The organism is Asticcacaulis sp. W401b (assembly GCF_046503825.1).
Taxonomy (GTDB): Bacteria; Pseudomonadota; Alphaproteobacteria; order Caulobacterales; family Caulobacteraceae; genus Asticcacaulis.
In genome coordinates, this window is record NZ_JBKFEE010000004.1 from 211,861 (window position 1) to 225,247 (window position 13,387).

General features: G+C 60.6%; 11 protein-coding genes. 2 read left to right on the plus strand and 9 right to left on the minus strand.

The window, feature by feature from the left end; genetic code table 11:
- Positions 1-19: 19 nt before the first annotated feature.
- The gene (locus ACK8OE_RS10790; protein ID WP_410272535.1) at positions 20-526 is read left to right on the plus strand and encodes a hypothetical protein; all 507 of its coding nucleotides are present in this window, start codon (positions 20-22) and stop codon (positions 524-526) included.
- Here ACK8OE_RS10790 and ACK8OE_RS10795 read toward each other — a convergent pair.
- Entirely contained in the window at positions 458-2,590 is a 2,133-nt protein-coding gene (locus ACK8OE_RS10795; RefSeq protein WP_410272536.1) for a ComEC/Rec2 family competence protein, read from the minus strand. The genes ACK8OE_RS10790 and ACK8OE_RS10795 overlap by 69 nt on opposite strands.
- 466 nt (positions 2,591-3,056) lie before the next feature.
- Here ACK8OE_RS10795 and gltA point away from each other — a divergent pair, with 466 nt between their 5' ends.
- Positions 3,057-4,346, plus strand: a complete 1,290-nt coding sequence (gene gltA / locus ACK8OE_RS10800; RefSeq protein WP_410272537.1) for a citrate synthase — start codon at positions 3,057-3,059, stop codon at positions 4,344-4,346.
- A 92-nt stretch (positions 4,347-4,438) separates the two neighbouring features.
- Here gltA and ACK8OE_RS10805 read toward each other — a convergent pair whose 3' ends face one another.
- From ACK8OE_RS10805 to bamA, 8 genes are all read right to left on the minus strand, one after another.
- Positions 4,439-5,632, minus strand: a complete 1,194-nt coding sequence (locus ACK8OE_RS10805; RefSeq protein ID WP_410272538.1) for a serine hydrolase domain-containing protein — start codon at positions 5,630-5,632, stop codon at positions 4,439-4,441.
- Positions 5,633-5,799: 167 nt separating this feature from the next.
- Positions 5,800-6,981 (minus strand): lipid-A-disaccharide synthase, encoded by a 1,182-nt coding sequence (gene lpxB, locus ACK8OE_RS10810; RefSeq protein WP_410272684.1) that lies wholly within the window; start codon positions 6,979-6,981, stop codon positions 5,800-5,802.
- Positions 6,950-7,795, minus strand: a complete 846-nt coding sequence (locus ACK8OE_RS10815) for an LpxI family protein (RefSeq protein ID WP_410272539.1) — start codon at positions 7,793-7,795, stop codon at positions 6,950-6,952. The genes lpxB and ACK8OE_RS10815 overlap by 32 nt, the downstream gene beginning before the upstream one ends.
- The gene (gene lpxA / locus ACK8OE_RS10820) at positions 7,795-8,580 is read right to left on the minus strand and encodes an acyl-ACP--UDP-N-acetylglucosamine O-acyltransferase (RefSeq protein ID WP_290795097.1); all 786 of its coding nucleotides are present in this window, start codon (positions 8,578-8,580) and stop codon (positions 7,795-7,797) included. The genes ACK8OE_RS10815 and lpxA overlap by 1 nt, the downstream gene beginning before the upstream one ends.
- Positions 8,577-9,074 (minus strand): 3-hydroxyacyl-ACP dehydratase FabZ, encoded by a 498-nt coding sequence (gene fabZ / locus ACK8OE_RS10825; protein WP_290795095.1) that lies wholly within the window; start codon positions 9,072-9,074, stop codon positions 8,577-8,579. The genes lpxA and fabZ overlap by 4 nt, the downstream gene beginning before the upstream one ends.
- 7 nt (positions 9,075-9,081) lie before the next feature.
- Positions 9,082-10,095 carry a UDP-3-O-(3-hydroxymyristoyl)glucosamine N-acyltransferase gene (gene lpxD, locus ACK8OE_RS10830; protein WP_410272540.1) on the minus strand — a complete coding sequence of 338 codons (1,014 nt, stop codon included), beginning with the start codon at positions 10,093-10,095 and terminating at the stop codon, positions 9,082-9,084.
- A 161-nt stretch (positions 10,096-10,256) separates the two neighbouring features.
- Positions 10,257-10,922 carry an OmpH family outer membrane protein gene (locus tag ACK8OE_RS10835; protein ID WP_013480314.1) on the minus strand — a complete coding sequence of 222 codons (666 nt, stop codon included), beginning with the start codon at positions 10,920-10,922 and terminating at the stop codon, positions 10,257-10,259.
- A 40-nt stretch (positions 10,923-10,962) separates the two neighbouring features.
- Positions 10,963-13,365, minus strand: coding sequence for an outer membrane protein assembly factor BamA (bamA, locus tag ACK8OE_RS10840; protein ID WP_410272541.1), 2,403 nt, complete (start codon positions 13,363-13,365; stop codon positions 10,963-10,965).
- Positions 13,366-13,387: the final 22 nt, after the last annotated feature.

The following is a 13,387-nucleotide window of genomic DNA, read 5'->3' on the forward strand; positions in this document are numbered from 1 at the left end:
CGCTCTCGTGGAGGATGATATGGGGTTTTCTGTTCTTTATGCGATACTCATGGCCTATGGCGTTGCCTTTTTATTTCCGGAAACCAGGATAGGTCGCAGCCTTAAAGGCCTTCTGATCGACCGTCTGGCGAAGGGACTGAACACGCTTACATGGTCGAAAATGGTGTTTGCCGCGGCGTTCGTCGCCACGGTGGTCTCGTTCGCCCCGGCGTTTCCGGCTGAGGTGGTGTTCCTGGTCGCCGCAGATACCGCCGTCTATGCCGAAATTGCGGCCATTCTCATGCTGAGCCAGGTTTTATGCCATATCAGAGACTTTTCGCACCGGGTTAGACATTGGACAAACCATAGGATCGTTCAGCCTCTGCGTCTGGCTATAAAAGGAGCCCGTCAACACAGGTCCAGACCGTCACGCAAGGCGGGATCGGATAAGACAGATGCGGAAGACCGAACGGCGGGCTTAATGTACCCATGGCCGCTGACCTCTCAAAGGTTTGGCGGCTTTAATGTGCCAGCTTTTCGAACCTGATCGCGTCAGTTCCATGGCTCCCAACCGCTCGAAGTCTGAGGCGGTAATGCGATTGACCCCGGCACAGTTGGCGGGCCATTCGGCCACCTGAGATCGCAGGACGATCAGATCAGCGGATTGGCACAGGGCCTCTATCTGTTCAGACTTGGGGGCTTTGCGGCCGAAAGCGAAACCGACGCGGTAAGGTGCGGTGGCCGTGGGCAGGCAGACATAGCTTTTGCACACATAGTCCTGCGGGCCCTTCTGAGGAGCATCGTTCAGCGCATAGTGTTTCAACCAGAGTTGATAGCCGTACTGGCGCACAGTGGGACGCAGACTATAGGCCGTGCCATCAACGCGAAGCGCCGCATTGCTACCTTCGGCCTCCAGCCAGATATCCGGTACTGTCTCACGCGGCCAATAGATAACGGCGAGCGCCGCCAGCAGGCCGACCCAGCGCACCTGACCGCGGATCAGGCACATCCACAGAACACCCGCCGTGGACAAGGCCAGCGCCAGATTGGGCGGGGCCGCCACTGTCAACACCGCGCCGGGCAAATCGGCGACAAAACCCGCAATGGCCGCGATCACAGACAGCCCCTGCTGCGCCACCCACAGGATAGGGGCCCCGAAAGGCGTGCCACTCATCACCGTGCCCAGCGCCAGCGCCGGCATGACGATAAAGCCGGTGATCGGCGCTTCCAGCAGGTTACTGATCAGGCCATACATCTGGGCGCGGCTGAAATAGAAGACGCCGAACGGTGTGGTGGCCAGCCCGGCCACCGTCGAAGCCAGCACCGAGACCTTCAGTCCGTGCCACAGGCCCTGCCAACCCTGCACCCACCATGGCACGTCCAGCTCGCGGACAGGATTGCGCGACACTTCGGCCAGCGCCAAAAGCGCCGCCGTGGCGCAAAACGACATCTGAAACCCCGGTTCCAGTACGGCTTCGGGCATGAGCAGCAACACGATGAGGGCGGCTATGGCCAGAGCGCGCAAACTCAATGCCCGACGGTCAAACACAATGGCCCCAAAGGCTACCCACGCGACCACGGCGGCGCGGATCGCCGGGGCCGGGGCGCCCGAAAGGGCCAGATAAAGCGCCACGGCGACCATCCCCAATCCGGCGGCCCATTTCTTGATCGGGTATCTCAGCGCGATCGGTGGGCTCAGGGCCAGCGCGCCCCGGCAGGCGAAGAAGGCAAAGCCGCCGACAATCGCCATATGCAGACCAGAAATGGACAGAATATGCGCCAGCCCCGAATCGCGCATGTCTCCAACCAGTTCAGGGGCCAGAAAGGCCTGATGCCCGGTCACCATGGCGGCGGCAAATCCGCCCATGCGCGTATCCGGAATCTGCGCCATCAGACGCTGCGTCACCTCCCAGCGCAGATGATTGAGCACTACGATCCTTTGCAGCCGTGCCGGTAGCGGGGGGGTGTCGATGGTTCGAATGCGGCCGGGCGCAAACCCCACGGCCCCCACCGCATCGAACCACGCCGTGCGTGCATAGTCGTATCCGCCTGGAATACTCGGCCCCGCCGGTGGGTGGAGGATGGCAAAGACAGAGATGGCCTGACCGGGGGCCAGATCCGGCGGCAGGGTGCGCAGGCTGAGGCGCACGCGGATAGGCGTTTGTTCCGGCGCGACACCCGACAGTCTCAGCGGCGCCAGCAAAAGTTTGGGTTCCGAACTGTCGGTGCCAACTATATCCATAATCACCGCATCGAGATGGAATTGCGTCTGCTGGGACACCAGCACCGGAGCCGCTACGCGCTCGGTGCGCAGTTTGCATAAGCTCACCCCCAGCGTGAACATCACAATGAACAGAAGGCCGTAGCGAACGACAACCGGCCATTGCCGCCAGACAGACAGGGCATAGATACCCCCCGCGACACCCATGACAGGTAAAATCCACAACCAGGGCGGCTCAAAACGCAGGCTCAAATAAACGGCGCATCCCGCGCCCACAGCCACAGGCAGCCAAAGCACCAGACGACCGGCCTGCTGAGCAAGCGATTGCCGCAGAGACTGCGCCCAATCAATGGCCCGGATGTGCGAAAGCCAGACGCTAAGCCGCTGCAATCCCCCTACCCCCGTCACCTCTGCTGAGCACATCCCTGACTTACAAAACATGCCCTTGCGCGGGAAGCAATAGAGGCGCGAAGCTCGCCTCCGCTTATGAAAATACTTTTTACCAGCGATAAAATGCTGCGCAGGGAAGAGACACTACGGCTAAAATCGCATGGTGTCAGGGTTCACAAAAAATTGTTAAGTCAGACAAGTTACAACCCTGCGCGACCTCGGCATACGAATACAAAATGCGTTTATAATCATATATATAGTGCAATTTTTGATCTGTATCCAAGCCCCGACCGCCCCCTTCAAAAGGCTGACGAAAGCGTCAATCCATGCCACCTGACGCCTTGGGGCCTCACTGTCGCGCACGCACTGATGAAAGAGGCTCTTTTCATTTAGGTTTGCACTTTATATAGCAGGTGCAACGAAAATGCCGTTTGCATTGCACACAAAGATAAGAGGTAAGCACGTCATGACCCAGACACCTCCCGCCAAAGTCACCGTAGGCGACAAGGTCATAGATCTGCCGATCCTGAAGGGCTCGCTCGGCCCGGACGTGATCGACATTCGTAAGCTCTATGCGCAGTCCGATGCCTTCACCTACGATCCGGGCTTTACCTCCACGGCGTCGTGCGAATCGAAGATCACCTATATCGACGGTGATCAGGGCGTGCTGCTGCACCGCGGCTACCCGATTGATCAACTGGCCTCGCAGTCGAACTTCCTCGAAACCTGCTACCTGCTGCTGCACGGCGAACTGCCGTCGGCCGCTGAGTACGAAAAGTTTGAAAGCACTATCACCCGTCACACCATGCTGCACGCGCAGTTCGACCGGTTCTTTGACGGTTTCCGCCGCGATGCGCACCCGATGGCCATCATGACCGGCGCGGTCGGCGCTTTGTCGGCCTTCTATCACGACAGCCTCGACATCCATGACGCCCAGCAGCGCGAAATCTCGGCGCACCGGCTGATCGCCAAGATGCCGACCATCGCCGCGCGCGCCTTCAAATACAGCGTCGGTCAGCCCTTCGTGCATCCGAAGAACAACCTCTCCTACGCCGAAAACTTCCTGCGCATGTGCTTCGCCGTTCCGGCCGAAGACTATGTGGTCGATCCGGCTCTGGTGCGCGCCATGGACCGCATCTTCATCCTGCACGCCGACCACGAACAAAACGCCTCGACCTCGACGGTTCGTCTCGCCGGGTCGTCGGGTGCCAACCCGTTCGCCTGTATCGCCGCCGGCATTGCCTGCCTGTGGGGCCCGTCGCACGGTGGGGCCAACGAAGAAGCGCTGAACATGCTGCGTGAAATCGGCACGCCGGAAAAGATCCCGGGATTCATCGCTGGCGTGAAGGACCGTCGTTACAAGCTGATGGGCTTTGGTCACCGCGTCTATAAGAACTACGATCCGCGCGCCAAGGTCATGCAGACCTCGGCCTACGAAGTTTTGGCCGCCACGGGCCGCGAAAACGACCCGCTGTTCCAGGTCGCCAAGGAACTGGAAGCCGTCGCCCTGAAGGACGACTTCTTCATCGAGCGCAAGCTGTTCCCGAACGTCGATTTCTATTCCGGCATCACCCTGTCGGCCATGGGCTTCCCGACCACCATGTTCACCGTGCTGTTCGCTCTGGCGCGCACTGTGGGCTGGATCGCCCAGTGGAAGGAAATGATCGAAGATCCGGGCCAGAAGATCGGCCGCCCGCGTCAGCTCTATACCGGCGCGACGCAACGCGACTTCGTGCCGCTGTCGCAACGCGGCTAAGCAGTTTGCACAGAAACAGAAAAGCCCGCCGGAAACGGCGGGCTTTTTTGTTGTTTATCAGAGTGCTGCGCGGGACAAAGGCACCACAGTCGTCAGGCCTGGCTGGCAGCCTCAAGCCCCAGACGCGACGCCTCCTGCCGCAGCGCCTTCTGGGCGGCGCTGAACTGCGCCGACCCGCCGCCATCGCAATTATAGAGGATGGCCAGTGTCACCTGCTCGTCGATAAAGCTGCGCAGATGGCCCGTGAAGCCGTTGATCCGCCCGCCGTGTGTGCAGTAACGGCGGCTGTCTTCGGTGACGCCCAACCCGACACCGAAGCCGTAGTTCAGGGGCTCTTGGCCCTGTCGCTCCCACGCGGGTTTGCCGTTTTTCAGCAGGGCCGGTGTCATCATGGCCTCAACGCTGTAAGGCTTGATGATCTGATGATTGAGCAGGGCCGCGTGCCAGCGACACAGGTCTTCGGTTGTCGAACGGATGGCCCCGGCCCCGCGCAGGAAGGTCGGCGATACGGGCAGGTTGGGCAGGAAGCCCCCTCTGGTCGGCGTATAACCACGTGTCACGGCATTGGTGACCTCACAGCTCTGGTCGATGGTCGTATTGGTCATGCCCGCGCGCTCAAACAGATGCTTGCGGCAAAAATCGGCAAAGCTCTGACCCGATAAACGCTCAACAATCGACGACAGCAGCGTAAAGCCGGAATTGGAATAGGCCCAGCCCATGCCCGGTGCAAAGCGATAGAGCGGCTTGCCCGCACGGATCAGTTTGAGAATGTCGTCTGTGCTGTAATCGCGGGTACGCGCCGCGTCCAGAATGCTGTGGTCCTGACGATTGATATAATCGCCCATGCCAGAGGTGTGGCTCATCAGCTGGTGCAGGCTGACCTCAGCGGCGCGCGGGAAATCCGGCAGGAATTTCGATAGCGGATCATGGACATTAAGTTGTCCCTGTTCAGCCAGCAGCAGAATGGCCACAGCGGTGAATTGTTTGGTGATCGAGGCGATGCGCAGGCTCGTCTGCGGGGTTATCGAAACAGCACTGTCTATATCCGATTGCCCGAACCCCCTGGAATAGAGCATGACGCCCTTGTGCATGACGCTGAGGCTGAGGCCCGGCGTCTGGCGGGTGTCGATCATGGCCTGCGCCAGTGCGTCCAGTGTGGGCCAGTCTTTTAGCGCAGGTGCGTCGGGCCCCATACCGGCGGACGCGCCCTGCATAGACGGCTGAGGGCGCAAGACGCTGCCGCCCAGAGCCGCCAGACTCAAGGCCACCGCCGCACGGCGCGTCATACCCCCCAAAGGATACGAAAATCGGGTCATGGTAAAGGATGTGCTACCGACATCTTAAGCCTGAGTTAACGTCCGAACTGATCACGGGAATATCAGAACGGGACGCTATAGCCGCAGAATTGGGCGAGAATCGGTGCGGCGCAAGGGGTATCTATGCACCCCTCTCCTCAAATTTTTGTCAGGCTCAGGTGCTGCAAGACGGCTTCGGCGGCGCGGATGGCCGGGGCCGGTTGTCCGCGGCCCATCAGGTCAAGCGCCTCGTACTGCGCCTCGGTCTGGGCGGCGCGGAAGGCCGGATCGTCCAGTCTGTGGCTGAGCGCAGCGACCAGATTGGCCGTTGTACAGTCGTGCTGGATAAATTCGGGCGCCACCCCCTTCCCTGCCATGATGTTGAACAGGGTGACGTGGGTAAGCGGCGACATGTGTTTGAACAGGAAATAGGTCAGGGGTTCGACCTTATAGGCGACAATCATCGGACAGCCGGCCAGCGCCAGTTCGGTTGTCACCGTGCCCGAACAGGCGAGCGCCACGGTCGCCGCACGCATGGCTGAGAGTTTATCCGTTTCGTTGTCGATCAGGTGCAGCGGGGCCTGCACGCCCGCCAGACCGTCGCGCACCTGATCGCGCACCGTATCGGCCACCGGTACGACGAAGATCAGTTCGGGGCGCTGGCGCGACAGGGTCTCGACGGTCTCACGGAAGACCGGCATCAGGCGTTTGATTTCGGAGGGGCGGCTGCCCGGCAGGACCAGCAGCAGAGGCGCCTCGCCTATGCCCAGCCGCGTGCGCAGACCGTCGGGATCGGCGGTGCTGAAATCGACATTCAGGGCCGGATTGCCCACCACGACAGTCTTTAGTCCCTCTTTTTCAAAATAGGGGGCGTCCATCGGGTGCAGGGCCAGCAAGAGATCAACGTTTTGCGCCAGCGTTTTGGCACGCCCCGGACGGGTGGCCCACACCTGCGGCCCGACATATTTGATCAACGGAACGTCGGGCAGGACGGCGCGGATACCGTGCGCCACACGCAGCGTAAAGCCCCACGAGTCGATCAACACCACGGCGTCAGGCTTTTCCCTGAGCGCCTGCGCCACCGTATCGGTGACGCGGAGCTTGACGCGCTTATAGGCTTTCAGCCCTTCGATCAGGCCCAGAATCGAAAGCTCGGAGATATCGAACGGGCTCTTGACGCCCAGTTCGGCCATACGCTGCCCGCCGACGCCGCAAAAGGTGAGCGGGACCGGTGATTGCCTTTGCAATTCACGCATCAGCCCGGCCCCCAGCATGTCACCGGAGGCTTCGGCAGCGACCAGCATCAGCTTAGTCGGTTTGGGCGGGGGCGGCGTGTCCATAGATGAAAAGTCCCAGTTCGGCGGCGCGGTCATAGACGCGCGCCTTGTCCACGACGAGCAGCGCCCCCGCCTGCCCGACAATTCCACAAAGACCCGCCGCCGCTGCCGCCTCGACCGTCTGCACGCCGATGGTCGGCATGTCGAGCCGCAAATCCTGTATCGGTTTGGGCACCTTGGCCAGCACACCCTTGCGCCGGTCCTGTGTGCCGATAAGCACCGGCGACAGCGTCGCCACGCGCTTCAGAAGCGCGTCCGTGCCTTCCTGTGCCTCGACCGCCAGTGTGATCCGCCCGGCGACGACCGCCGCCTGACCAATATCCAGCGCCCCAAGCGCGTGCGCGACGCGAAAGGCCTCTTCCACATCTTCACGGGCTTCCGGAGACGGTGCCTCGCCGGCCTGAAGCCCCTCTTCGAGGCACAGTTCCGGATTGGCCTCGTGCGCCCCCTCTATGGCATAGCCCTGACTTTCAAACACTCGGGCAACTTGCCGCAGGAGCGAGTCGTCGCCGCCGCGTCCGGCCGCCTGGATGCCCGGCAGGTGTGCCGCCCCGCCCTCGTCGCGTTGCATGGCATCGAAGTCCGGGCGCTTGACGTAGCCGACCATGCACACGGCACGGCAGCCTTCCTGCGCCAGAGCGACAAAGATTTTCTGGAAATGGCCGACATCAATATCGTGGCCGGGATGGCCCGCCAGTTCTGAGTCCGCCAGCCCTTCCAGCCGGATAACGCAATAGGGTCGCCCGCTGCGCTTGAGGTAACGGGCGATTTCGACCGGCACCAGTCCACCGCCGGCAATGAGGCCGAGCTTGTCCATCACTCGACCGGCAGGCAGATGGGACGGTTGGAATCTTCGCGGATGAATTGCACAATTTCAACCACCTGCGGGATATCGCTGAAGTTTTCCAGCACGTCGTCCAGACGCTCCTGGAAGGTGCCTTCCGGTGCGAACATCATGCGATAGGCGGTACGCAGCGACAGGATCAGGTCGCGCGAGAAACCTCGACGCTTCAGCCCCACCAGATTGAGGCCTTCCAGACGCGCGTGGTTGCCCCACACCGAACCGTAGGGGATGACGTCCTTGGTCACCATGGCTGCGCCGCCGACGAAGCTGTAGCGGCCAATGCGCGCGAACTGGTGCACGCCGCACAGGCCACCCAGAAACACGAAATCACCGACCTTTACGTGCCCGCCCAGAGACGCATTGTTGGCCAGCACCACATTATTGCCAACGACGCAGTCGTGGGCCACGTGGCTGCCGACCATGAACAGGCAGTCATTACCGACGGTCGTGACGCCCCCGCCCTTGACCGTGCCGGTGTGCATGGTGACGTGTTCGCGGATCTGATTGCGTTCACCGACGATAAGGCGTGTATCTTCGCCCTTGTGCGCCAGATGCTGCGGCGAGCCGCCCAGAACCGCAAAGGGATGCACGTAACAGTCGGCGCCGATTTCCGTATGGCCTTCGATGACCACACTGGCTTGCAGGGTTACGCGGTCGCCCAGCACGGCTTGCGGGCCTACGATGCACCACGGGCCGACGCTGACGCCTTCGCCCAGTTGCGCCCCTTCGTGGATAATAGCCGTCGGGTGAATGCTCATTGCGGGGTCTCGACCACCATGGCCGCGAATTCACATTCGCAAACGATTTTCTTGTTCACAAAAGCTTCGCCGCGGAACTTGAACACATCGCCGCGGTGACGTGTCACCTCGACGTGCATCCGCAACTGATCACCGGGACGCACGGGGCTGCGGAACTTCACGCCATCGACACCCATGAAGAAGATAGTTTTGCCTTCGACGGAGACATCCAACGACTTCGACATCAGCACAGCCCCGGTCTGGCCCAGCGCCTCGATGATCAGAACGCCCGGCATGACCGGGTTTTCAGGGAAATGGCCGTTGAAGAAGGGCTCATTGAACGTGACGTTCTTGATGCCGACCATGCTCTTGTTCTTGATCCAGTTTTCACCGCGATCAATCAACAGGAACGGATAGCGATGCGGAATCCGCTTCATCACTTCCTGATAGCTGATGTCGATACCGGTTTCGGGTGCCCCGCCTTCCGGCACCTCGCTGCCTTGATCCGTGGTCATTCTGCTCTTAGCCCTTATCCTTGGTGGCGGCCTTGCTCAGCCAGGCCGTCTCGCGCAGAAACTGCCGCGACGGCTTGGCCGGGAAGCCCGACCACATCTGTCCCGCAGGGACGTCTTTAAACACAACCGCACCCGCAGCCACCTTGGCCCCGGCCCCGATATCAATATGGTCGATCACGCCCGCCCGACCCCCGAACATGGCCCCATCCCCCACCTGAACGGAACCGGAAAGCCCGGAATGGGCGGCGACGATGACGTTACGTCCGAGTTTAACGTTATGGGCGATCTGAACCATATTGTCGATCTTTGAAGCCTCGCCGATCACCGTGTCGTCATAGGCCCCGCGATCGACGCAGGTTCCTGCACCGATGGAGACATGATCCTGAAGGATGACGCGCCCCAGTTGAGGCACATCAATCAGGCCTTCGTGATCGCCCGAAACACCAAAACCAGCCTCGCCGATTCGCACACCCGACGCCAGATGCACGCCATCACCGATCAGAGCGCAATAGATGGTCGCGTGTGCGCCGATGTAACAGTTACGTCCGATCTGACAGCCCGGACCAATGACGGTATAGGCTTCGATGTGCGACCCGCGCCCGATCTCCGCCCCCTGCCCGACAATGACCCCTACCCCCAATGTCACGCCCTCTTCGATTCGGGCTGTGGGGTGAATGGCCTGAGGCCCTTCGTGGCGACGAGGTCTGTACAGCTTCGCCGCTAGTCGTGACCACGACGCCTGCGGTGAGCGTGTGACAAGTGCCACGGTTTGCTCAGGCACATGGTCGATATCGGCTTCGTGGACGAAGGCAAAACCGGCGCGTGTGCGGCGCAGGTTTTCTAGATAGCGACGGTCGCTGAAATAGGCGGCGTCGCCCTGCCCCGCCACCGACAGGGGGGCGCAGCCGTTCACACGACGCGCCGTCAGGTCTGCCGCCGAAGACACGCTGGCAAAGGCCAGACCAAGAACGTCATCAAGGGCGATTTCGGAAGCAACATCAAAGAATCTTTGATCGGGCATGCCCTGCAAATCCTCCTTACCCAAACGACAGCAAAAGTACGAAAAGTCGCATATAGCTCAAAAAAACAGAGCCTTGTCCAGCGATGCTTGCGCATATTTCGCCGGACAAGGCTCACTCAATGTTTACAAAGTTTTCAACCACCGCGAGGGGCGGTCAAAACTTAACCGCCTTGCTGGGCGTCCTGCTCGGCCTTGGCCTTGAGCAGCTTCTGACGATCGGCTTCCGGCAGAACGACGCGCTTGATATCGACCGCAACCTTGGAATCGTCGAGCTTCTTGATCACGTCGCCGGTGATATCCATGGCCGGGTTGGCGAACAGGACCGCCTTGCGGTCAACCAGCATCCCGCAGTTCTTGCTTTCGTAGGTCGCCGACAGCGCCGGGGCGACCAGTTGCGCCACCTTCACATTGGCGTCCTGCTCGGTACGGCCCAGTTCCTGATTGACGATGAACGCCTTGTCCTGGAAGGCCTTGACCTTACCCATGAAGGCCTGAGCCAGCGGGTCGAACTTGTCCTTGGTCAGGGTCTTTTGCTGAGCGGCGAGACCGGCACGCTCTTTTTCCAGCGCCTGCGCATCGGGCTCAAGCTCGGCCTCGGCCTGCTGGTTGATCTGTTGCAGGCGCTGAGCGGCGGCCTTGGAGACGGCGGCATTGGCCATCACGGCTTCGTTCGAATAGACGCAGACGCCGGCGATAACCGGGCCCGGCTTGGTTTGGGGCTGCGCCGGCGCCGGGGCCGCGGCGGGGGCCGGGGTCTGGGCAACAGCGACCGAGGTCAGGGCGGTAGCCGACAAGGCGGCGACAGTAAGAAGAATTTGCTTTTTCATAGCGTGGAAACTCGTTCGGTGGATCTTGTGGGAAGATAAATTAAAACTGTGTAGATTGTGAGAAACGGAAGGTCTCGGTCTTGTCGTAGTCTTCGCGCGACAGGATCTGGCTGATATCGAATTGGATCGGCCCCATGGGCGACTTCCAGCGGATGGTCACGCCCGCCGAAGCGCGCAGCGACATGTCATCCTTGATATAGTCCAGACGTGTACCGGCCGTACAGTTACCAAGCGTCGCCTGAGCGGCGCTGCAATATTTCAGGCGGTCATCGATGCCACCGAGCGTACCGAAATCGACAAACAGAGCGGTTTTGAGGCCGTACTGCTCGGGCAGACCGTTGGGAATGCCCAGTTCGACGGTGCCAATGGCGTAGGTTTCACCGCCCAGCGCGTAGGTCGAGTTGGTGTCGCGCGGACCGATACCGGCATTTTCGAAGCCGCGGAATGTGGTGCCCCCCTTGAAGAAACGGTCGTTGATGCGAACGGCGTCGCCGCCCACGGGCGTGATGTTACCGGCGATACCTTGCAGATGCAGGACCATATCCTTGCGGAAGCCATGATACCAATGGCCTTCAAGCTCGGAGCGAACATAGCGCGTGTCACCGCCCAATCCGGCGAAATCCTGACGCAGGATGGCCTGCCAGCCGCGCGTCGCCAGTACGTAGTCGTTACGGCGGTCGAACGACAGGGTGTAGCCGACGCTGGAGGTCACGCCGTTGCCGCAGCTATATTGCAGGGCGTCACATTCCGACGAACCCGAATAGGTCAGTTCGTCGCTGCGCAGGTTATAGCGCAGGCGCAGGATGGAATAGCCGTTCAGGCTGTAGCCCAGACGCAGGCCTGCACCGTTCGTTTTCGACGAATAGCTGACGCCCGAATAGTTATACGAGCTGGAGAAGAGGTCGATACCCGCCGAGACGTCACGGCCCATAAAGCGCGGTTCGGTGAAGGACAGATCGACATTCTTCTGGATCGACCCCAGCGACACACGCGCCCGCACGTTCTGACCGCGGCCGCGGAAGTTGCGTTCGGTGATACCGACGTCGAGGATGAACTTTTCATAGGAGGAGAAGCCCGCCCCGAAACTCAGTTCGCCGGTTGGCTGCTCGGTCACCTGTACCTGGATATTGGTGCGGTCAGGGGCCGAACCCGGCGTTTCCTTGATTTCGACGTCCTTGAAGAAGCCCAGCGCATTGACGAACATCTTGGAACGTTCGATCAGGGCCTTGTTATAGGCGTCGCCTTCTGAAACGAGCATTTCACGGCGCACGACGCGATCGAGTGTGCGGGCATTGCCGACAATGTCGATCTTGTCGATATAGACGCGCGCGCCTTCGCGCACGTTGAAGGTCACATCGACCGTCTTGGTTTCCGGATTGCCTTCGTCGCGCGGACGCACGTCCACAAAGGCGAAGCCCGCCTGCCCGGCCGCATAGGTCAGGGCGTCCACTGACTTTTCGATCAGGTCGCTTTCATAGAGCTGGCCCGGCTGGATCGGCAACATGCGTTGCAGGTTTTCGCCGTTAAGCTTCTCGTTCTCGGTCTTCACCACGACGCGGCCGAAATTGTACTTCTGACCTTCATCCAGCGTGTAGGTGATGACAAAGTCCTTACGGTCCGGCGTCAGTTCGGCCACCGCCGAGACGACGCGGAAGTCGTAATATCCGCGGTTGGTGTAGAACTTCTTCAACTGCTCACGGTCGTAGTCCATACGATCCGGATCGTAGTTGTCGTTCGACGAGAAGAACTTCCACCACAGCGACTTCTTGGTGACGACGACGCCGGCCAGTTCGTTATCCGAGAAGGCCTTGTTGCCAACAAAGTTGACGTTTTCGACGCCGGTTTTCACGCCTTCGTCGATTTCAAAGATCAGATCGACGCGCTTTTGCGGCAGTTCGACGATCTTCGGCGTCACCGTAGCCGAGATACGGCCTGAGCGACGGTAAAGTTCGATAATGCGCTGCACATCGGCCTGCACCTTGGCCTTGGTGAAGACACCGCGCGGGCGGATCGTCACTTCGTCGCGCAGCTTGTCCTTGGACAGGGCGCTGTTACCCTCGAACACCACCTGATTGATGATCGGCGCTTCGACGACGCTGATAACCATTTCGTTGCCGTTCATGACGATCTGCACGTCGGAGAACAGTTCCGTGCGGTAAAGCGTCTTCACCGACTGGTCGATCAGCAGGTCGTTGACCGTCTGCCCTACCTGCACCGGCAGGTAGGAGATAATGGTGGCGGCATCAATACGTTCGTTGCCTTCCACCTTGATTCGCCCGATTACAGCGACCTGTGGGGCGGGGGCCGCGGGCGCCGCCTGAGCGGCCGGGCTTGCCGGGGCTTCCTGCGCCAGAGCGGGAGCGGAGGCCGCCAGAAGCGCCAGCAGGCTTACGCTGACGGTCCAAGCATGTGTCTTGGAAGTGGTGGAGGCAGGACTATTCATGGAAAGGTTTCGTTCCGCTTAT